Annotated in this window: 15 protein-coding genes and 4 tRNA genes; 1 reads left to right on the plus strand and 18 read right to left on the minus strand. The window is 55.0% G+C overall.

Going from position 1 to position 21,529, the window contains the following annotated elements:
* Positions 1-110: 110 nt before the first annotated feature.
* From tuf to QC823_RS08460, 18 genes are all read right to left on the minus strand, one after another.
* The gene (gene tuf / locus QC823_RS08375) at positions 111-1,304 is read right to left on the minus strand and encodes an elongation factor Tu (RefSeq protein WP_309655896.1); all 1,194 of its coding nucleotides are present in this window, start codon (positions 1,302-1,304) and stop codon (positions 111-113) included.
* A 29-nt stretch (positions 1,305-1,333) separates the two neighbouring features.
* Positions 1,334-3,457, minus strand: coding sequence for an elongation factor G (gene fusA, locus QC823_RS08380; protein ID WP_309655897.1), 2,124 nt, complete (start codon positions 3,455-3,457; stop codon positions 1,334-1,336).
* A 123-nt stretch (positions 3,458-3,580) separates the two neighbouring features.
* A complete protein-coding gene (rpsG, locus tag QC823_RS08385) occupies positions 3,581-4,051 on the minus strand; it encodes a 30S ribosomal protein S7 (protein ID WP_179929125.1) in 471 nt (156 codons plus the stop codon).
* A gap of 155 nt (positions 4,052-4,206) precedes the next feature.
* Positions 4,207-4,581, minus strand: a complete 375-nt coding sequence (rpsL, locus tag QC823_RS08390; RefSeq protein ID WP_009098973.1) for a 30S ribosomal protein S12 — start codon at positions 4,579-4,581, stop codon at positions 4,207-4,209.
* A gap of 157 nt (positions 4,582-4,738) precedes the next feature.
* Positions 4,739-8,956 carry a DNA-directed RNA polymerase subunit beta' gene (rpoC, locus tag QC823_RS08395; protein WP_309655898.1) on the minus strand — a complete coding sequence of 1,406 codons (4,218 nt, stop codon included), beginning with the start codon at positions 8,954-8,956 and terminating at the stop codon, positions 4,739-4,741.
* A 10-nt stretch (positions 8,957-8,966) separates the two neighbouring features.
* Positions 8,967-13,043 (minus strand): DNA-directed RNA polymerase subunit beta, encoded by a 4,077-nt coding sequence (gene rpoB, locus QC823_RS08400; RefSeq protein ID WP_309655899.1) that lies wholly within the window; start codon positions 13,041-13,043, stop codon positions 8,967-8,969.
* A gap of 205 nt (positions 13,044-13,248) precedes the next feature.
* Complete coding sequence (gene rplL, locus QC823_RS08405) at positions 13,249-13,620, minus strand: 50S ribosomal protein L7/L12 (protein WP_309655900.1); 372 nt, start codon at positions 13,618-13,620, stop codon at positions 13,249-13,251.
* A 97-nt stretch (positions 13,621-13,717) separates the two neighbouring features.
* Entirely contained in the window at positions 13,718-14,221 is a 504-nt protein-coding gene (rplJ, locus tag QC823_RS08410) for a 50S ribosomal protein L10 (protein WP_309655901.1), read from the minus strand.
* Positions 14,222-14,529: 308 nt separating this feature from the next.
* Entirely contained in the window at positions 14,530-15,222 is a 693-nt protein-coding gene (rplA, locus tag QC823_RS08415; protein ID WP_309655902.1) for a 50S ribosomal protein L1, read from the minus strand.
* A gap of 2 nt (positions 15,223-15,224) precedes the next feature.
* The gene (rplK, locus tag QC823_RS08420; protein ID WP_309655903.1) at positions 15,225-15,656 is read right to left on the minus strand and encodes a 50S ribosomal protein L11; all 432 of its coding nucleotides are present in this window, start codon (positions 15,654-15,656) and stop codon (positions 15,225-15,227) included.
* A 111-nt stretch (positions 15,657-15,767) separates the two neighbouring features.
* A complete protein-coding gene (nusG, locus tag QC823_RS08425) occupies positions 15,768-16,301 on the minus strand; it encodes a transcription termination/antitermination protein NusG (protein WP_309655904.1) in 534 nt (177 codons plus the stop codon).
* A gap of 8 nt (positions 16,302-16,309) precedes the next feature.
* Entirely contained in the window at positions 16,310-16,693 is a 384-nt protein-coding gene (secE, locus tag QC823_RS08430) for a preprotein translocase subunit SecE (RefSeq protein ID WP_309655905.1), read from the minus strand.
* A gap of 70 nt (positions 16,694-16,763) precedes the next feature.
* A tRNA-Trp gene (locus tag QC823_RS08435) sits at positions 16,764-16,839 on the minus strand.
* Between the two features lie 174 nt (positions 16,840-17,013).
* Positions 17,014-17,088, minus strand: a tRNA-Thr gene (locus QC823_RS08440).
* Positions 17,089-17,182: 94 nt separating this feature from the next.
* Positions 17,183-17,256 (minus strand) — tRNA-Gly (locus QC823_RS08445).
* Between the two features lie 52 nt (positions 17,257-17,308).
* Positions 17,309-17,392, minus strand: a tRNA-Tyr gene (locus QC823_RS08450).
* A 129-nt stretch (positions 17,393-17,521) separates the two neighbouring features.
* Complete coding sequence (locus QC823_RS08455) at positions 17,522-18,361, minus strand: type III pantothenate kinase (RefSeq protein ID WP_309655906.1); 840 nt, start codon at positions 18,359-18,361, stop codon at positions 17,522-17,524.
* On the minus strand, positions 18,358-19,344 hold the full coding sequence (locus QC823_RS08460; protein ID WP_309655907.1) for a biotin--[acetyl-CoA-carboxylase] ligase: 987 nt from the start codon (positions 19,342-19,344) through the stop codon (positions 18,358-18,360). The genes QC823_RS08455 and QC823_RS08460 overlap by 4 nt, the downstream gene beginning before the upstream one ends.
* A gap of 144 nt (positions 19,345-19,488) precedes the next feature.
* Here QC823_RS08460 and typA point away from each other — a divergent pair, with 144 nt between their 5' ends.
* Positions 19,489-21,315 carry a translational GTPase TypA gene (typA, locus tag QC823_RS08465; protein WP_309655908.1) on the plus strand — a complete coding sequence of 609 codons (1,827 nt, stop codon included), beginning with the start codon at positions 19,489-19,491 and terminating at the stop codon, positions 21,313-21,315.
* Positions 21,316-21,529 lie beyond the last annotated feature (214 nt).

Below are 21,529 nucleotides of genomic sequence, written 5' to 3' on the forward strand. Positions count from 1 at the left end.
CGCATTATAGGCACGCCAGCGAGGCATGTCAAACGTTTCTCAGCGACACGTCTCGCTGATGCGTAGAAAAGGGGGCTCTAAAGAGCCCCCTTTGATCCTAGTGGATCGACTTACTTAACGATTTTGGCGACAACGCCAGCACCGACAGTACGTCCACCTTCACGGATTGCGAAGCGCAGACCGTCGTCCATTGCGATCGGAGCGATCAGGGTAACAACCATTTTCACGTTGTCGCCCGGCATGACCATCTCAACGCCTTCCGGCAGTTCACACGTACCGGTAACATCGGTAGTACGGAAGTAGAACTGCGGACGGTAGCCTTTGAAGAACGGGGTATGACGACCGCCTTCTTCTTTGGACAGCACGTACACTTCGGCTTCGAAAACCGTGTGCGGCGTGATGGTGCCCGGCTTAGCCAATACTTGACCACGCTCAACGTCGTCACGCTTGGTACCGCGAAGCAGCGCGCCAACGTTCTCACCTGCACGACCTTCGTCGAGCAGCTTGCGGAACATTTCGACACCGGTAACGACGGTTTTGGTGGTATCGCGCATGCCCACGATTTCCACTTCTTCACCCGCCTTCACAACGCCGCGCTCTACACGACCGGTCACAACAGTACCACGACCAGAGATAGAGAATACGTCTTCGATCGGCATCAGGAACGGCTGATCGATAGCACGCTCCGGCTCTGGAATGTACTCGTCAAGCGCCTTGATCAGGTTAGCAACGGCGGTAGTACCCATACCGTTGTCGTCCTTACCTTCCAGCGCCATCAGCGCCGAACCGGTGATGATCGGCGTGTCGTCACCCGGGAAGTCGTACTGATCCAGAAGTTCGCGAACTTCCATCTCTACCAGCTCAAGCAGCTCTTCATCATCGACCATGTCCGCTTTATTCAGGAACACAACGATGAACGGAACACCAACTTGGCGAGACAGCAGGATGTGCTCGCGAGTTTGCGGCATCGGCCCATCGGCGGCAGAACATACCAGAATTGCGCCGTCCATCTGCGCCGCACCGGTGATCATGTTCTTGACGTAGTCAGCGTGCCCTGGGCAGTCGACGTGAGCGTAGTGACGCGTCTCTGACTGATACTCAACGTGCGAGGTGGCGATGGTAATACCGCGCTCACGCTCTTCCGGAGCATTGTCGATAGCGTCAAACTCGCTCCAGTCACCACCGAATACTTCAGCGGAAACGCGAGTTAGGGCCGCAGTCAGGGTCGTTTTACCGTGGTCAACGTGACCGATGGTACCGACGTTGATATGCGGTTTGGAGCGTTCAAATTTTTCCTTAGCCACTGCTATAACCTCTTTACGTTAGCTAACTGTTAACCGTTTTGGTTGATGACGGCTTCTACGACGCTGGAGGGCGCCTCGTCGTACTTCGCGAACTCCATGGAGTAGCTCGCACGGCCCTGGGTTTGAGAACGAAGGTCGGTTGCGTAACCGAACATCTCGCCCAGCGGCACCGTTGCGCGGATGATCTTACCAGAGGAAGAATCATCCATGCCCTGCACCAGACCGCGACGACGGTTTAGGTCGCCCATGACGTCACCCATAAACTCTTCGGGGGTCACGACCTCGACCTTCATCACCGGTTCCAGCAGCACGGCCTTGGCCTTCCTGGCACCTTCTTTCACTGCCATAGAAGAAGCAATCTTAAACGCAGTCTCGTTAGAGTCTACGTCATGGTAGGAGCCATCAAACAGCGTGACTTTAACGTCGATCATCGGGTAACCCGCGATGACGCCGTTTTGCAGCTGCTCGTAAGCCCCTTTCTCTACCGCCGGGACGTATTCCTTGGGAACCACGCCGCCCACGATTTCAGAGATAAACTTGAAGAAGATTTCGTCATCTCCTTCACCTTTTTCTTCATAAGTCAGCGGTTCGATGCGCATCACAACATGACCGTATTGACCACGACCACCGGACTGACGAACAAACTTACCTTCCTGTTCGACACTGCCGCGAATGGTTTCACGGTAGGCCACCTGCGGCTTGCCGATGTTGGCTTCCACCTTAAACTCGCGACGCATACGGTCAACGAGGATATCCAGGTGTAGCTCACCCATGCCGGAAATGATGGTCTGACCGGTTTCTTCGTCGGTCTTAACTTGGAAAGAAGGGTCTTCTTGGGCAAGCTTACCCAGCGCAACACCCATCTTTTCCTGATCCGCCTTGGATTTCGGCTCAACCGCAACCGAGATAACCGGATCGGGGAATTCCATGCGCTCAAGAACGATCTTGTGATTGATGTCACACAGCGTATCGCCGGTCGTCACATCTTTTAGACCGATACAAGCGGCAATATCACCGGCGCGAACTTCTTTGATCTCTTCACGCGAGTTGGAATGCATCTGAACGATACGCCCCACACGCTCTTTTTTACTCTTAACCGAGTTAAAAACACCGTCGCCGGAGTTCAAAACGCCCGAGTAAACGCGAATAAAGGTCAAAGTACCCACGAACGGATCCGTGGCGATTTTAAACGCCAACGCCGCAAACGGCGCACTGTCATCCGCTTTACGCGTATCGACGGTACCGTCTTTATCGTCCAACTCACCTTCAATCGCCTTAACTTCTGTCGGCGAAGGCATGTATTCGATAACGCAATCCAGTACCGCTTGAACACCCTTGTTCTTGAAGGCAGACCCGCAAGTGATGAGGACGATTTCGTTGGCCAGGGTGCGCGCGCGCAGACCTGCCTTGATCTCTTCGGTAGTCAGCTCACCACCTTCGAGATACTTTTCCATCAACTCATCAGAGCCTTCGGCCGCCGCTTCAATCATTTCTTCGCGGTATTTCTCAGCGGTCTCTTGGAGCTCTTCGGGAATATCGACCAATTCATAATTCATCCCCAGGTTTTCTTCATCCCAAAGAATACCTTTCATCTGAATCAGGTCGATAACGCCCTTAAAGTTCTCTTCTGTGCCCCAGTTGATCTGAATAGGCACAGCGTTGGCACCAAGGCGCTCTTTCAACTGGTCAACCACCATGAAGAAATCAGCACCGGTGCGGTCCATTTTGTTGACAAAGACCATGCGCGGCACTTCGTACTTATTGGCCTGACGCCATACGGTCTCCGTCTGCGGCTGAACGCCGGAGGAACCACACAGCACAACAACGGCACCATCAAGTACGCGCAAAGAACGCTCAACTTCGATCGTGAAATCGACGTGCCCGGGCGTGTCGATGATGTTGACGCGGTGCTCAGGGAACTGCTTGCTCATGCCCTGCCAGAAACAGGTGGTCGCTGCAGAGGTGATAGTAATACCACGCTCTTGCTCCTGCTCCATCCAGTCCATCGTGGCGGCGCCATCATGAACTTCACCCACCTTGTGTGAAAGGCCGGTGTAAAACAATACACGCTCTGTTGTCGTGGTTTTACCCGCGTCAACGTGAGCGACGATACCGATATTACGGTAGCGATTTAATGGAGTCTTGCGTGCCACGGTGATAACTCCCGTTGGTTGGCAATGCGCGAAATGTAAAACAAGGTGAGCTTGAATTTAGGCTTACTGATTGTGAAGCAACCAACACCCTACATCCAAGCAACACCTTAAGCACATTCGAGCTTAGAAACGATAGTGAGAAAACGCCTTGTTGGCTTCTGCCATACGGTGTACGTCTTCGCGCTTCTTAACCGCAGAGCCTTTACCTTCTGCGGCGTCCAGCATTTCACCCGCCAGACGCTGCACCATCGTTTTTTCACCGCGACGACGCGCCGCATCAACCAACCAGCGCATAGCTAGCGCTTGGCGGCGAGATGGACGAACTTCTACTGGCACCTGATAAGTCGCACCACCGACGCGGCGCGATTTTACTTCGACCATCGGCTGGATCGCTTCCAGCGCTTTATCGAAGATTTCCAGCGGTTCTTCTTTACTGCGCTCGGCAACCTTGTCCAGCGCACCATAAACAATGCGCTCAGCTACGGACTTTTTACCGCTGAACATCAGGTGGTTCATGAACTTGGCTAGGCGCTCACTTCCGAATTTCGGATCCGGCAGAATCTCGCGCTTCGCTACAACTCTTCTTCTAGGCATGATAAGCCCTCAATTTAAGGATCCTTCAGGTAAACCCAAGACTCGCCCTGTGATACCACAGCACCGCTCGACCTTACTCTTATCAGACCAACATATTCGTATTGACCGCTTGGCAGCTTTTACGTAGCCGCCACACTCGAACCAACGCAACCGAATTAAGACTTCGGACGCTTGGTACCGTATTTAGAACGACCTTGCTTACGGTTCTGAACACCCGAGGTATCCAGCGCACCGCGCACAGTGTGGTAACGCACACCTGGCAAATCTTTAACACGACCGCCGCGGATCAACACGACAGAGTGTTCTTGCAGATTGTGGCCTTCACCGCCGATATAAGAAGACACTTCAAAGCCGTTGGTCAGGCGCACACGGCAAACCTTACGCAACGCCGAGTTTGGCTTCTTCGGAGTGGTGGTGTAAACGCGCGTACATACGCCGCGCTTTTGCGGGCAGGCCTGCAGCGCTGGCACGTCACTTTTCGTGACGGGGCGCTTGCGCGGCTTGCGCACTAGCTGATTAATCGTTGCCATAGTCTGTAGCTGACTCCAATGGTTGCCTGGCCTTTCAATGGATGCGGGCGCACCCGCCCCACTGTTAAAGGCTGCGCATTCTAATAGTTTGCCCCAGTCACCGTCAAGTCATGGCGACGGTTTTATCGCCATGACCTTACGCTGAAGCTAACGAGGGTTAGAGCTCATCGTCGTCGGAATCCAACGCCGTTAGCTGAGCCCCAAGCTCCTGCTCGACTTCCATCGCCGATGGATTGAGCAGTCGATCAACGTCATCGCGCTTACGACGACGCTCGGCATGGTGAGTCAAACCGGTACCCGCAGGAATCAATCGACCCACCACCACGTTCTCTTTCAGGCCGCGGAGGTAATCCCGCTTACCTGTCACTGCCGCTTCGGTCAGCACTCGTGTCGTCTCCTGGAACGAGGCCGCAGAAATAAACGACTCGGTTGCCAGGCTTGCCTTAGTAATACCCAGTAGCTGACGCTGGTACTTAGCAGGGAATTTACCGTCTTTTTCCAAGCGTGCATTCTGTTCCAGCACGCGGACAAGCTCTGCTTGATCGCCGGTGATGAAATCAGAATCACCCGAGTCGGTAATTTCGACCTTGCGCAGCATCTGACGCACGATCACTTCGATGTGCTTATCGTTGATGCCAACACCTTGCAGGCGGTAAACGTCCTGAACCTCAGCGGTGATGTATTTGGCTAAGTCCGCAACACCTAACAAACGCAAAATATCGTGCGGATTGCTTGGGCCATCGGAGATTACCTCACCCTTCTCGACGTTTTCACCTTCAAAGACAGCGATTTGACGCCACTTTGGAATAAGCATTTCAAACGGATCACCCTCTTCCGGCGTGATCGTCAAGCGACGCTTGCCTTTAGTCTCTTTACCAAAGCTGAGCACCCCGCTAATTTCCGCCAGAATCGAGGACTCTTTCGGCTTACGCGCTTCGAACAGATCCGCGACACGCGGTAGACCACCGGTAATATCTTTGTTGCCCGAGGCTTCTACCGGAATACGCGCGACGACTTCACCCACACCAATGGTCGCGCCATCATCTACCGAGATGATCGACTTACCCGGCAACAGGTACTGTACCGGTGTATTGGAGCCCGACACCGCGACATACTCGCCACTGGCGTCTTTCAGCATGATCATCGGACGTTTGTCGCGACCTGCCATTGGGCGCGCCGCTGACTCAATGACCTCGATAGACGAGAGACCGGTCATTTCATCAACCGTGCGGTGCATGGTGACACCTTCATCAAGGTCGATGAACTGCGCCTGACCTTCGACTTCAGCGACGATCGGGTGCGTATGCGGATCCCATTTCGCTACCGTCGCACCGGCATCGACTACATCACCATCGCGTACGTCAAGCTCAGCCCCATAAGGCAGCTTATAGTACTCGCGTTCACGACCATGGTCATCGGCTACTGCCAGCGCGCTTGAACGCGACACAACGACCAACTTGCCGTCGCCGCGCTCTACGTGCTTGATGTTGTGCAGGCGTACCTTGCCGCCGTGCTTCACCTGTACGCTATCCACCGCTGAAGAGCGCGATGCCGCCCCACCGATGTGGAACGTCCGCATGGTCAGCTGCGTGCCCGGCTCACCGATCGACTGCGCGGCAATAACACCGACAGACTCGCCGATATTGACCTGGTGGCCCCGCGCAAGATCACGCCCGTAGCAGGCCGAGCACACACCGTGAGGCGTATCACAAGTAATAGTCGACCGCACAATGATCTCATCGACACCCATGGTATCCAGATCGGCGCACCACTTTTCATCCAACAGCGTTCCGCGAGCAATCAACACCTCGTCGGTACCTGGGTCCACCACATCCTGCGCGACAACACGGCCTAGCACGCGCTGGGAGAGCGGCACGATAATATCGCCGCCTTCGATGATGGGGTGTAGCGTCAAGCCGTTTTCGGTGCCGCAGTCGCTCTCGGTAATCACCAAGTCTTGCGCCACGTCGACCAAACGACGCGTCAAATAACCCGAGTTCGCGGTTTTCAGCGCCGTATCCGCGAGACCTTTACGCGCGCCGTGAGTCGAGATGAAGTACTGCAGTACGTTCAAGCCTTCACGGAAGTTGGCGACGATCGGCGTTTCGATGATCGAGCCGTCCGGCTTGGCCATCAAACCCCGCATACCGGCAAGCTGACGAATCTGGGCTGCCGAGCCACGCGCGCCGGAATCGGCCATGATAAAGACGCTATTAAACGAATCTTGCTCGACTTCATTGCCATCACGATCGATGACGGTCTCTTTTGAGATACCGGCCATCATGGCCTTAGCCACTTTATCGTTGGCCTTGGACCAGATATCGATGACCTTGTTGTATTTCTCACCCGCGGTCACAAGCCCCGAGGAGAACTGATCTTCGATTTCTTTCACTTCCGCTTCCGCCGCATCGACGATCTCGGTCTTCGAGTCAGGAATGACGAAGTCATTCACCCCGATCGAAGCGCCCGACCACGTGGCCCAGCGGAAACCGGCGTACATCAGTTGGTCGGCAAAAATCACCGTCGGCTTGAGCCCGGCGCGGCGATATACCTCATTGATTAGGTTAGATATCGCCTTTTTCTTCATCGGCTGATCAATCAAATCAAACGGCACGCCTTCCGGCAGAATGCGGAACAGCAGCGCGCGACCAACCGTTGTGTCGTAAAGACGACGATGCGCAGACCGCTCGCCGGTTTCTTCCACCACATCCACTTCGTCAAGGCGCACTTTCACTTTGGCGTGTAGCGACACCGACTGATTACCGAAGGCGCGCTCAACCTCGTCAAGGCCAGAGAAAACCATGCCTTCGCCTTTGGCGTTGATTTTCTCCCGGGTCATGTAATACAGACCCAGAACAACGTCTTGCGACGGCACAATAATCGGGTCGCCGTTCGCCGGTGACAAAACGTTATTGGTTGCCATCATCAGGGTGCGCGCTTCAAGCTGCGCTTCCAGCGTCAACGGTACGTGGACCGCCATCTGGTCACCGTCAAAGTCGGCGTTATAGGCCGCACACACCAGCGGGTGCAGCTGAATCGCTTTGCCTTCGATGAGCAGCGGCTCAAACGCCTGGATGCCCAGACGGTGCAGCGTCGGCGCGCGGTTGAGCAGTACCGGGTGCTCGCGAATAACGTCGGCAAGAATGTCCCACACTTCCGGCAGTTCGCGCTCGACCATCTTCTTCGCCGCTTTAATCGTCGAGGCGTAGCCCAGCGACTGCAGCTTGGAGTAGATGAACGGCTTAAACAGCTCCAGCGCCATTTTCTTAGGCAAACCGCATTGGTGAAGGCGCAGGGTCGGACCTACGGTAATTACCGAACGGCCTGAGTAGTCAACACGCTTACCCAGCAAGTTCTGACGGAAACGCCCCTGCTTACCCTTGATCATGTCGGCGAGCGATTTCAGCGGGCGCTTGTTAGAGCCGGTGATGGCACGGCCACGACGGCCGTTATCCAACAGCGCATCGACCGCTTCCTGCAGCATCCGCTTCTCGTTGCGCACGATGATATCCGGCGCGTTGAGATCCAGCAGACGTTTCAGGCGGTTGTTGCGGTTGATCACACGACGGTAAAGGTCATTAAGATCCGAGGTCGCAAAGCGGCCACCGTCCAGCGGTACCAGCGGACGCAGATCCGGCGGCAGCACGGGCAGCACTTCCATGACCATCCACGCCGGCGCATTGCCGGAGTGGTAAAACGCTTCCAACAGTTTTAGGCGCTTGGAAAGCTTTTTGATCTTGGTTTCGGAGTTAGTCTGCGGAATCTCTTCGCGCAGATGGTTAATCTCTTCTTCAAGGTCAATATCTTTGAGCAATTCTTGAACGGCTTCGGCACCCATACGGGCATCGAAGTCGTCACCGAACTCTTCTAGCGCTTCAAAATACTGCTCGTCGTTGAGAAGCTGGCCACGCTCCAGCGTGGTCATGCCAGGGTCGATCACGACGAAGCTTTCAAAATACAGCACGCGCTCGATATCGCGCAGCGTCATGTCGAGGAACATACCGATACGCGACGGTAACGACTTCAAAAACCAAATGTGCGCGACCGGCGACGCCAGTTCGATGTGGCCCATGCGCTCGCGGCGCACGGCGGCCTTGGTGACTTCGACGCCGCACTTTTCGCAGATGATGCCGCGGTGCTTCATACGCTTATATTTGCCGCACAAGCACTCGTAATCTTTCACCGGGCCAAAAATTTTGGCGCAGAACAGACCGTCCCGCTCCGGCTTAAAGGTACGGTAGTTGATGGTCTCGGGCTTCTTCACCTCGCCAAAAGACCAGGAGCGAATCATGTCCGGCGATGCCAGGGTAATCTTAATCGCGTCAAACTCTTCGGTTTGAGACTGCGATTTGAGGACTTTTACCAAATCTTTCATTGGACGGCTCCTAGCTCTCTAACTCGATATCGATGCCCAGCGAGCGGATTTCCTTCACGAGAACGTTAAAGGATTCCGGCATGCCTGCCTGCATGGTGTGGTCGCCATCCACGATGTTTTTGTACATCTTGGTACGGCCTTCGACGTCGTCCGACTTGACGGTAAGCATCTCTTGCAACGTGTACGCGGCGCCATAGGCTTCTAGCGCCCACACTTCCATCTCACCGAAACGCTGACCACCGAACTGCGCCTTACCGCCCAGCGGCTGCTGGGTCACCAGCGAGTAAGAGCCGGTAGAACGCGCGTGCATCTTATCGTCTACCAAGTGGTTCAACTTCAGCATGTACATATAACCAACGGTGACCGGGCGATCAAAGGCATCGCCGCTACGACCATCATAAAGCGTCATTTGACCGGAATCCGGTATATCCGCCAGGCGCAACAAGTGCTTAATTTCGTGCTCTTGAGCACCGTCAAACACGGGCGTTGCCATCGGCACACCGCCTTTGAGGTTTTTCGCCAAGGCGATCACTTCGTCATCCGTTAGCGTACTAATATCCTCAACGCGAGTGCCCGGCGTGTTGTAAATTTCGCCGAGGAAGTCGCGGATTTCCGCCACTTGCTGCTCGCGCGCGTCGCGCAACATGGCATTAATCTTAAAGCCTAACCCGCGCGCCGCCATGCCCAAGTGGGTTTCCAATACCTGCCCCACGTTCATACGTGACGGGACACCCAGCGGGTTGAGGACAACGTCAACCGACTCGCCATGCTCGTCGAACGGCATATCTTCCACCGGCATAATCGCCGAGATAACACCCTTGTTACCGTGACGACCCGCCATCTTGTCGCCCGGCTGGATACGACGCTTAACCGCCATGTAAATCTTGACGATTTTGAGCACGCCCGGTGCAAGGTCATCGCCTTGGGTCAGCTTACGCTTTTTATCTTCAAAGCGTTCGTCCATCTCTTTACGACGATTTTCCAGCTGCTCGTCTGCCTGAGCCAGTAGCTCATTGTAGGTCTCATCCTGCATACGCAGCTTGAACCACTGCTGACGCGGCAGCTCATCAAGGTACGCTTCATCCAGCACGTCACCTTTAGTGAGTTTTGGACCACCGTTGACCACCTGGCCATCCAGCGTGCGCTTGAGGCGCTCAAAGGTGGCATCTTCCGCGATACGGTACGTTTCCTGCAGGTCTTTACGCACCTCATCAAGCTGCATTTGCTCGATAGCCAGCGCACGCGAATCCTTCTCGACACCGTCACGAGTAAAGACTTGCACGTCAATAACCGTACCTTTCATACCGGTCGGGGCACGTAAGGAGGTATCTTTCACGTCTGACGCTTTCTCACCGAAAATGGCACGCAAAAGCTTCTCTTCTGGTGTTAACTGGGTTTCACCTTTCGGCGTCACCTTGCCCACCAGAATATCGCCTGGGCCGACTTCGGCACCAATGTAGACCACGCCTGCTTCGTCTAGCTTACCCAGGGCCGATTCACCTACGTTGGGAATGTCCGAGGTAATCTCTTCGGAGCCAAGCTTCGTGTCGCGGGACACGCAGGTCAGTTCCTGGATATGGATCGTGGTGAAACGGTCTTCTTGTGCGACACGCTCCGAGAGCAGAATCGAATCCTCGAAGTTGTAGCCGTTCCAAGGCATAAACGCGATGCGCATGTTCTGACCCAAGGCCAGATCGCCCATATCCACCGACGGTCCGTCGGCAAGAATATCGCCACGCGCTACGTTATCGCCAGGCCGTACGATCGGACGCTGATTCATACAGGTGTTTTGATTCGAGCGGGTGTATTTGGTCAGGTTGTAGATATCCACCCCGGCCTCACCGCCGATGATTTCATCTTCATGCACCCGGACCACCACACGGCGCGCATCGACCGAGTCGATGACGCCACCGCGATTGGCTACCGCACAAACACCGGAGTCACGCGCCACGAAGCGCTCCATCCCCGTACCCACCAGCGGCTTGTCCGCGCGCAGGGTGGGAACGGCCTGACGCTGCATGTTCGCCCCCATCAAGGCGCGGTTAGCGTCATCGTGCTCCAAGAACGGGATCAACGCGGCAGCCACTGACACTACCTGGCGTGGCGACACGTCCATCAGCGTCACTTGCTCAGGACGCATAAAGGTGGTTTCGCCACGGTGGCGCACCTGAACCAGGTCATCGCTTAGCTTATTGGACTCATCCACGGCAGCAGACGCCTGGGCGATAACAAAGTCGCCCTCTTCGATCGCTGACAGGTGAACGATATCATCAGTTACCTGACCGGCATTGACCTTACGATAAGGCGTTTCCAGGAAGCCATAGCTGTTAGTGTGGCTGTAAGTCGCTAAGGAGTTGATCAGCCCGATGTTGGGCCCTTCCGGCGTCTCGATCGGGCACAAGCGACCGTAGTGCGTGGCGTGAACGTCACGCACTTCGAAGCCTGCACGCTCACGGGTCAAACCACCTGGGCCGAGTGCCGACACACGACGCTTGTGGGTAACCTCAGAAAGCGGGTTGTTTTGGTCCATAAACTGAGAGAGCTGGCTAGAACCGAAGAACTCTTTCACTGCTGCCGCTACCGGCTTAGCATTGATCAGGTCTTGCGGCATCAGGCCTTCGCTTTCCGCCATGGAAAGACGCTCTTTCACTGCACGCTCAACGCGCACCAAACCAACGCGGAACTGATTTTCCGCCATCTCACCGACACAGCGGATACGACGGTTACCTAGGTGGTCGATATCGTCGACATCACCGAAGCCATTACGGATATTGATCAGCTCACGCAGTACATCGAGGATGTCTTTCTTATCCAACACACTAGAGCCGGTATCCGTCTCGTGGCGCAAGCGGCGGTTGAATTTCATCCGGCCGACGTTGGACAGGTCGTAGCGGTCTTCGGTGAAGAACAGGTTATGGAAAAGCGTCTCGGCAGCTTCTTTGGTCGGCGGTTCACCGGGGCGCATCATGCGGTAAATCTCGACCAGCGCCTCAAGCGGCGAGCCCGTGGTATCGAGCTTCAAGGTGTCGGAAATAAACGAACCGCAGTCAAGGTCGTTCGTGTAGAGCGTTTCAATACGCTGGATGCCACCCTGCGCGATGTGCTCTAACACTTCCGGGGTGATCTCCGTGTTACACGGGACAATCAACTCGCCGGTTTTGCTGTCCACCTGATCTTTGGCTAACGTCTTGCCGAACAGGTACTCCATTGGCACGTCCAGACGCTCAAGGCCGACTTTTTCTAGCTGGCGAATATGCTTCTGGGTGATGCGTCGACCTTCTTCCGCAATGACATTGCCGTCGCCATCTTTGATATCGAACGTCGCGGTCTCACCGCGCAGACGCGAGGGCACGAGCTCCACAGAGAAGCCAGACTTCTCAATGTGGAACACGCTCGTTTCGAAGAACTCGTCGAGGATCTCTTCGGTGCTCATGCCCAGAGCCCGCATCAATACCGATGCTGGCAGTTTACGACGGCGATCGATACGCACAAAGACGTTGTCTTTGGGATCAAACTCGAAGTCGAGCCAGGAGCCACGATAAGGAATCACGCGCGCCGAATAAAGCAGTTTACCGGACGAATGGCTCTTGCCCTTATCGTGGTCAAAGAACACCCCCGGCGAGCGGTGCAACTGAGACACGATAACGCGCTCGGTACCGTTAATCACAAAGGTACCGTTTTCTGTCATCAGGGGAATCTCCCCCATGTAGACTTCTTGCTCTTTGATATCTTTGATCGCTTTGTTCGATGAATCACGATCATAAATAATCAAACGCACCTTGACGCGTAGCGGTGCGGAGTAAGTCACGCCGCGAAGCTGACACTCCTTCACATCAAACGCAGGTGTGCCAAAACGATAACTAACATATTCCAGCGCCGCGTTACCGGAGAAGCTCTCGATCGGGAACACTGACTTGAACGCCGCGTGCAGGCCAATTTCGTGGCGCTCATCGGGCGAACGGTCTTGCTGGAGAAAGTCATAGTAGGAATCAAGCTGGATGGCCAGCAAGTAGGGCACATCCATTACTTGGGGCAGTTTGCCGAAATCCTTGCGGATGCGTTTTTTCTCAGTGTATGAGTAAGCCATCTGTTTTCCCCAGCTTGTTCACCATGGGTGACCGATGCGTGGTCATCTTCCCCGCGGGCGTTTCAGACGCAGACAGCAAGCTCCTGAATGGGCAGCTCGCCGTCAAAATTCTTTGATCTGTTTCAACAGAAAAAGGCCGGCAGCAGGAAGTCCCCGCCGCCAGCCGTGGAAGCTTACGCAGCGCGTAAAGCAACCGGCACAATAATTACTTGAGCTCGACGCTTGCGCCTGCTTCTTCCAGCTTTGTTTTCGCTGCTTCAGCATCTTCCTTGGACATTGCTTCTTTGATGGTCGCCGGAGCGCCGTCAACGGCACCCTTAGCTTCCTTCAGGCCAAGGCCGGTGATTTCACGAACGGCCTTGATGACGTTAACTTTCTTGTCACCAGCACCTGTGAGCACCAGGTCAAATTCGGTCTGCTCTTCTTCAACAGCCGCTTCACCACCACCCGGGCCAGCGACAACAGCTGCGGCGGCAGAAACACCGAATTTTTCTTCCATTGCTTCGATCAACTCGACAATTTCCATTACGGTCATGTCGGAAACGGCGTTGATAATATCGTCTTTGGTCAGTGCCATTGTTTCATTCCTAACTTTGCGGGAGTCTCGGTCACCCGATGACTCAGGATTCATTGCTCGTAGTCGGCAGCATCACACTGCCAGCAAGGAAGGGGGCTTATGCCGCCTCATCTTGCTTCTGGTCGCGCAAGGCGGCCAGAGTACGAACCAGCTTGCCAGCAGAGGCTTCTTTCATGACCGACATCAGCTTAGCAATTGCTTCGTCGTAAGTCGGCAGCGTTGCCAAACGGTCGATATCAGCAGCCGGAATCAGCTCACCTTCGTAGGCCAACGCTTTCACTTCGAAGTTCTGATCTTGCTTGGCGAACTCTTTGAACAAACGAGCGGCAGCGCCCGGATGATCCGTAGAGAAAGCTAGCAAAGTCGGACCGACAAAGCTTTCGGTCAGACACTCCCACTGAGTGCCCTCCAAAGCGCGACGAGCCAGCGTGTTACGAACAACACGCAACTCTACACCGTTCTCACGTGCTTGCTTGCGCAAATCGGTCATTTTGCTGACCGCTACACCGCGAGAATCGGCCACTACGACGGAGAGAGCGTCTTTAGCCGCTTCACTGACCTGGGCAACAATCGCTTTCTTGCCTTCAAGTGCTAGTGGCACAGTGATCACTCCTTCGTGCCGAAACCTTAAGTCAGGTCCCGGTGGTTACCATCTCTTCTCGGCCGATTACTGCTACCAAGAAGCCTAAGGGATGGTGCTCACCAGAAAGCCGTTTTGCTAAGAAGCATAAACCAACTGGCGGCGACACCATCTGCGCAGGCGTATAAAGCATTAAGCCGGGCTTATTGGCTCGGCACCTGCGGTCTTTGACGGCGCCCCGCTCTGATGTTTCGTCCGTGCGGGGACCGCAAAGTTCTTGCCCTATACAGGCGCATCCTCGAAGAGAATACGCCTTTTTTGATCACGCCTTAAATGTAGGCCGTATGATCGACAGTCAGACCCGGCCCCATCGTGGTGGACAGTGTCATTTTCTTAAAGTAGATACCCTTTGAGGTGCTCGGCTTGAGCCTTTTTAGATCAGCCACGAGCGCATCAAGGTTACCTCTAATCGCGTCGGCATCAAAATCTACCTTACCCACAGTGGTGTGGATAATGCCGTTTTTGTCGGTACGGAAACGCACCTGACCGGCTTTGGCGTTTTTCACCGCGGTCGCGACGTCTGGCGTGACGGTACCCACTTTCGGGTTTGGCATCAGGCCACGCGGACCTAAAATCTGACCCAGCTGACCCACGACGCGCATGGCGTCAGGCGATGCAACCACGACGTCAAAATCCATTACGCCTTTTTTGACCTGCTCAGCCAAATCTTCCATGCCGACAATATCCGCACCGGCTTCTTTCGCCGCATCGGCATTAGCGCCCTGGGTAAATACTGCCACACGGACGTCTTTACCAGTGCCGTTCGGCATTACGGTAGCGCCGCGTACAACTTGGTCAGATTTACGCGGATCAACGCCAAGATTGATCGCCACGTCGACAGATTCTTTAAACTTAACCGTTGACAGCTCGGACAGCAGCGCCACGGCATCTTCTACCGTGTAGGCTTTGTTCGGGTCGACTTTTGCGCGGATTTGCTGCGCGCGCTTAGACAGTTTAGCCATGATTAGAGACCCTCCACGTTTAAGCCCATGCTACGAGCGGTACCAGAAATGGTACGCACAGCCGCATCAAGATCAGCAGCCGTTAAATCCGGCTCTTTGGTTTGGGCGATCTCTTCGAGCTGCTCACGGGTTACCGTGCCCACCTTCTTTTTGTTCGGCTCACCAGAACCGGACTTGATGCCCGCTGCTTTTTTCAGCAGCACAGCCGCAGGCGGCGTCTTGGTGACAAAGGTGAAGCTGCGATCCGAATAAACGGTGATCACAACCGGCGTCGGCAAGCCAGCCTCAATATCTTGAGTTTCAGCGTTAAACGCCTTACAAAACTCCATGATGTTAACGCCGTGCTGACCCAGTGCCGGGCCCACGGGGGGACTTGGGTTGGCTTTACCTGCAGCAACCTGCAGTTTGATATAAGCCTGTACTTTCTTGGCCATTTCTTACTCCTATTGGGTCATAACGCCTTGCGGCTCCCCGGTGACAACCAGCCGGCGCTCGGCCGACTCGCGAAATACACTTAATAACGATATGACAGTAACTTTAAATAACTATTCTTTTTCAACCTGAGCAAACTCAAGCTCAACAGGTGTCGCACGACCAAAAATCAGCACACTCACCTGAAGACGACTTTTCTCATAATTAACTTCTTCGACGACACCGTTAAAGTCAGCAAACGGCCCATCAACCACGCGCACGGATTGACCCGGCTCAAAAACGGTCTTGGGCCGAGGCTTATCAGTTCCGTCTTTCACGCGATGCAGAATCGCTTCGGCTTCGCGGGTCGTGATCGGCGCGGGCTTCTCTTTAGTGCCGCCAATAAAGCCCATGACACGCGGCGTCTCATTGACCAAGTGCCATGTATCGTCGGCCATTTCCATCTCCACTAGCACGTAGCCGGGATAGAACTTGCGCTCACTCTTACGGCGCTTGCCGTCACGCATTTCAACCACTTCTTCAGTTGGCACAAGAATCTCGCCAAAGCGATCTTCTTTACCATAAAGCTTCACGCGCTCAAGTAACGAGCGCATGACGTGCTTTTCAAAACCGGAGTAGGCGTGTACGACGTACCAACGCTTGGACATGAAAACTCCTAACCAATGACGCCGGACATCGCCCAGCTGAGAAGCGTGTCAATCAACCACAACGCCAAACCAACAACAAAAACAGCTGCCAGCACGATCGCCGTGGTCTGCACCGTCTCGGGGCGCGTTGGCCAGACGACGCGCTGAATCTCTTTTTTAGACTCTTGCGCCAAAATAACTAAGTTGCGCCCTTTTGTGGTGGTCAACGCGACTGCACCGGCAATTACACACAGCACAACCACACCTAACACGCGATACAAAAGAGCCACATCGGCAAAATAAGTGTTACCAATAATCGCAACAACCAATAGCGCTACGACCGCTGCCCACTTGAGCCCGTCATGACGCGACTGTTGCACTTCAGCGCCATGCTTCACAGGACTAGGCTTCATAAAACGAGACTCCTCAGGGTGCAGCGAACGATAAAGGAATTCTTTGAGGGCACACCAACCTGGGGAAGGTTGGCAGGCCAGGAGGGAATCGAACCCCCAACCTGCGGTTTTGGAGACCGCTGCTCTGCCAATTGAGCTACTGGCCTGTATTGTGTTTGCGCTGCTTCCAGCCTTTACCTGGTTAGCTCTACGCAACAGCGGGCGCCATGATAGCGAATACACCTCTAACTGACAACCCTTTTCCCCACCTCCAGGCATTAAATCGCTCAACCCAAAAGCAGAGACAAAAAAAGCGAGCTATGCTCGCCTTTATCGCAATGTGGAGCTCATGGACGGATTTGAACCGTCGACCTCACCCTTACCAAGGGTGTGCTCTACCCCTGAGCTACATGAGCATATTGCCGCAAAACTCTATAAATAAAAGTTTACGCGAACAATGATTAGCACAACTTCGCAGCGGAATATACAACTTCACTAAGTAGTAGCGTTTGGAGCGGGCAGCGGGGATCGAACCCGCATCATCAGCTTGGAAGGCTGAGGTTCTACCATTGAACTATGCCCGCTTAACTAGACTACTTACCCGCTCAGCAACTTATGGCTGCCAATCATTAAATCTGGTGGAGGGGGAAGGATTCGAACCTTCGAAGCTTTCGCGGCAGATTTACAGTCTGCTCCCTTTGGCCACTCGGGAACCCCTCCAACTGTGGCGGCACATTATGCCACCCTCCAAAACAGTGTCAAGCCATGTTTTTTGCACTAAGCAATATAAATCATCAACTTGCACGAAAGACATAATCGCCTTTCCGCCTTGGAACGCGCTGCATTCTGTCAAAGCAGCATAGAGAATGCAAGTCCTGCGCGTATTTTTTCTAGCGATACCGGTTCAGGCACACGAGGCGCCCCCGACATTTTTCCGGCACGCTCGGCAAGCGTTAACGGAAAGCACGCCTCCAATCCGCCGTACACCATATCAGGCCATACCGCGTGGGGCACGTGCACACCACGGGATACCACCCGCGCATCCCCGCCGGTGAGCAACATCGGCAGCGCCACTGCTTGCTGGTCGCAAACTTCACTATATATTCGGTTGATTGCACTGACTGCAGCCATATAAATGCCGTGATTGACGGCTTCGACGGTACGCCGCCCGGGCTCTAGAAGCGCTTCGGCCTCGCTTTCAGGGTCAATCGCCACATTACGGGTACCCAGTTTTAGGCTCTCTTTCATCAGACGCAAACCAGGAATGATATAGCCACCCAAATGATTGCCGCCCGGTAGCACGAAATCCACGGTAATGGCACTACCGCAATCCACCGCGCAGCAGCCACCGGCTAATTGATACCCCGCCAGCGCCCCCATCCAACGATCAACCCCCAAACGCCCTGGCTCATCATAGCCGTTAACCACACCAAGCGTTTCTCGCGTTGAGCGCGCCACGTAAACATGCGGCACTCGGTGACGTAACAAACTCACCGTTTCGTCCAGCACCGCTGCCCGCGCAACACTGGAGATACGCACTGACTCCACCACATCTAAGTCAGGAATATCCGCCCCCGGGCGCCACTCTTCGCGCGTCCACACCGCTCCGCGCGAGCGAATCTCACTGCTTTGCGTGTCTTTGAGGCGCCATTTAGACAGCGTATTACCAATATCCAGGTCAAGAATCATAAGCGCCTGCGTATGCTGATCTCACCACCGGCTAGACGCCGAGACTGCCCTGCCACTTCCGTTATCCAGAGATTGCCGCTCGCATCCACCTCCCCTGCCGTCGCGTCGCACTTTTTCTCGCCTTGAAGCACAGTGATCGGCTGACCCGCAAAGGCATGACGCTGATTCCATGGCGCTTGCCAGGCGCCAAACCCGCGCGCCTCAAAGGTCGCAAGCATGTCCAAAAGCCCGGCCACCATATCGGCCGCCAGCGGGTTACGCGAGATTTGCGGACAGGCATCCGCTAGGGCGGCGACCGGCTGATCAATCGCTTCGCGTAATGCGTCGGGCAGCCAAAGGTTCATGCCGATACCGATCACCACTTCACAGGGGCCTGCCGCATCGCCGGTGACTTCCACTAAAATACCGGCCAACTTCGCCAGCTCACCGTCGCGATTTTTAAGCAAAACGTCGTTAGGCCATTTCAGCAGAGGCGCCGCGCCGCGCTGTTCCAACACTTGTGCCACGACCACCCCGACCGCAAGGCTTAACCCTTCAAGCGCCACCACACCGCTCTCAAAACGCCAGCCGACAGAAAGCATCAAGCTCTGCCCCCAGGGCGTCGTCCAGGTTCGTCCACGACGACCGCGCCCTGCCGTTTGCAGTTCTACCAAGCACACTTCACCGTGACCGGCGCCTTGCTGAAAGCGCTCGCGCAGATACGCATTGCTTGAGGGCAGCTGATCCTCGACGAACAATCGCGCGAGATGATGCCGGGCACTTGCCGGAAGATGCGCTACCACCTTGGCACCGTCTAGCGGCTCTAACCCCTGCGCTAGACGGTAACCACGGCCTTTGACCGCCTCCACCTCAACGCCTAGCGCCTCTAATTTTTTCAATTGCTTCCACACGGCCGCGCGGGAGATACCCAGCGCTTTACCCAACTGCTCGCCGGAGTGGACATCGCCATCGCTTAATAAACGCATCAGATTGCCGATGGTCATAGTCTGCCCCACCTGGGAAAAGCCATATCTTACCGGAAGCGCTCACGGCGCGAAAACAAACCCGCACCATAATCAAGACAACACTGGCAGTCGACCGCCCCCAGCCCTTATAATGCTGCCCTATTTTTTTAGCAGGATCGCTTCGTGATCGAGAATCTTCGCAACATTGCCATTATCGCCCACGTTGACCACGGTAAAACCACCTTGGTCGACAAATTGTTAAGCCAGTCTGGGACGCTCGACCGCAAGGCCGAAGGCCAAGAGCGCATCATGGACTCCAACGACCAGGAGAAAGAGCGCGGCATCACCATCCTGGCCAAAAACACGGCGATTAAGTGGCAAGACCCTAACGGCACTGACTACCACATCAATATCGTGGACACGCCAGGACACGCCGATTTTGGCGGCGAAGTCGAACGCGTGATGTCCATGGTGGACTCCGTATTACTGCTTGTTGACGCCGTTGACGGCCCCATGCCGCAAACCCGCTTTGTGACGCAAAAGGCCTTTGACCGCGGCTTGAAGCCGATTGTCGTGGTCAACAAAATCGACCGCCCCGGGGCACGACCTGACTGGGTTATCGACCAAATTTTTGACCTGTTCGATAACCTCGGCGCGTCTGACGAGCAACTGGACTTCCCGATCATTTATTGCTCGGCGCTCAACGGCATCGCCGGCCCCGACCCCGACGAACTGGCTGACGACATGTCGCCCATGTTTCAGTCTATCGTCGATATCGTCGACGCCCCGAAGGTTGAAGTCGACGGTCCTTTTCAGATGCAAATCTCGGCGCTGGATTACAACAGCTACGTGGGCGTTATCGGCCTAGGGCGCATTTCCCGCGGCAGCGTGAAACCCAACCAGCAAATTGCCGTGGTGTCCAAAGAGGGTCAAACCCGCAAAGGCAAAATCGGCCAAGTCATGACCCACATGGGCTTAGACCGGGTCCAGACCGACGAAGCCACGGCGGGTGACATCATCTGCATCACCGGCATTGAAGACCTAGCGATTTCCGACACGCTTTGCGATGTTAATAACATCGAAGCGCTGCCGCCGCTGACCGTCGACGAACCGACTGTCTCGATGACGTTCCAGGTCAACGATTCACCGTTTGCGGGCAAAGACGGCAAGTTCGTGACCAGTCGCAATATCAAAGACCGTCTGGAACAAGAGCTGATTCACAACGTGGCCTTGCGGGTTGAGCAGGGCGAAACGCCGGAGAAATTTAAAGTTTCCGGACGCGGCGAACTGCACCTGTCGGTCTTGATTGAGTCCATGCGCCGCGAAGGCTTTGAGTTGGCCGTGGGCCGCCCCGAAGTGATCATCAAAGAAATCGACGGTGAGAAGCAGGAGCCGTACGAAGAAGTGATCATCGACTGCGAAGAGCAGCACCAAGGCGCCATCATGGAAGAGCTCGGCTATCGTAAGGGCGAGATGACCAACATGAACCCGGACGGCAAGGGCCGCGTTCGTTTGGACTTTATCATCCCGGCGCGTGGCTTGATTGGTTTCCGCGGTCAGTTCCTCACCCTGACGTCGGGCACCGGCATTTTGACTAGCCGCTTTGACCACTACGGCCCGCTGAAGCCGGATGCCTCTATCGAACGCCGCAACGGCGTGCTGGTGTCGATGGTCGACGGTAAAGCACTGGCCTATGCCCTCTTTGCGCTTCAGGAACGCGGCAAGCTGATCATCGATCACGCGACCGAAGTCTACGAAGGCATGCTGATCGGGATTAACAACCGCGCCAACGACATGGTGGTTAACCCGACCAAGGGGAAAAAGCTGGATAACATGCGCTCAACGGGTAACGATGAAAACATCGTGTTGACGCCGCCGATTAACTTCACCCTGGAACAGGCCATCGAGTTCCTGGATTCCGACGAGTTGGTCGAGGTCACGCCGAGCCATATTCGTCTACGTAAAAAGCTGCTCAAAGAAAACGAACGCAAACGCTCCAACAAAAAATAAGCGCTTATGCAGCGCTGCTTAAGTAAAGCAGCGTCAACGGCGTCGTCAACACGACGCCGGTGCAACTATCGCCCAAAAGCCCGCGTAACGCGGGCTTTTTGCTGAGCAGACACCCTTCACTCGGTCATACTTTCGCGTGCATTTGCCAAGCCCTGCCTATAAACGAAACCTAAACGCAAAACGACTAGAAAGCCGCGCGCGAGTGACGCAAAGT

This window comes from Vreelandella vilamensis, assembly GCF_031451755.1.
GTDB classification, from domain to species: domain Bacteria; phylum Pseudomonadota; class Gammaproteobacteria; order Pseudomonadales; family Halomonadaceae; genus Vreelandella; species Vreelandella vilamensis.

Bases quoted from the DNA above. Each gene is read 5' to 3' on its own strand.
- rpsG (WP_179929125.1), bottom strand. From the start codon at position 4,051: ATGCCTAGAAGAAGAGTTGTAGCGAAGCGCGAGATTCTGCCGGATCCG.
- rpsL (WP_009098973.1), bottom strand. From the start codon at position 4,581: ATGGCAACGATTAATCAGCTAGTGCGCAAGCCGCGCAAGCGCCCCGTC.
- rpoC (WP_309655898.1), bottom strand. From the start codon at position 8,956: ATGAAAGATTTGGTAAAAGTCCTCAAATCGCAGTCTCAAACCGAAGAG.
- rpoB (WP_309655899.1), bottom strand. From the start codon at position 13,043: ATGGCTTACTCATACACTGAGAAAAAACGCATCCGCAAGGATTTCGGC.
- rplL (WP_309655900.1), bottom strand. From the start codon at position 13,620: ATGGCACTGACCAAAGACGATATTATCAACGCCGTTTCCGACATGACC.
- rplA (WP_309655902.1), bottom strand. From the start codon at position 15,222: ATGGCTAAACTGTCTAAGCGCGCGCAGCAAATCCGCGCAAAAGTCGAC.
- rplK (WP_309655903.1), bottom strand. From the start codon at position 15,656: ATGGCCAAGAAAGTACAGGCTTATATCAAACTGCAGGTTGCTGCAGGT.
- nusG (WP_309655904.1), bottom strand. From the start codon at position 16,301: ATGTCCAAGCGTTGGTACGTCGTACACGCCTACTCCGGTTTTGAAAAG.
- secE (WP_309655905.1), bottom strand. From the start codon at position 16,693: ATGAAGCCTAGTCCTGTGAAGCATGGCGCTGAAGTGCAACAGTCGCGT.
- QC823_RS08455 (WP_309655906.1), bottom strand. From the start codon at position 18,361: ATGATTCTTGACCTGGATATTGGTAATACGCTGTCTAAATGGCGCCTC.
- QC823_RS08460 (WP_309655907.1), bottom strand. From the start codon at position 19,344: ATGACCATCGGCAATCTGATGCGTTTATTAAGCGATGGCGATGTCCAC.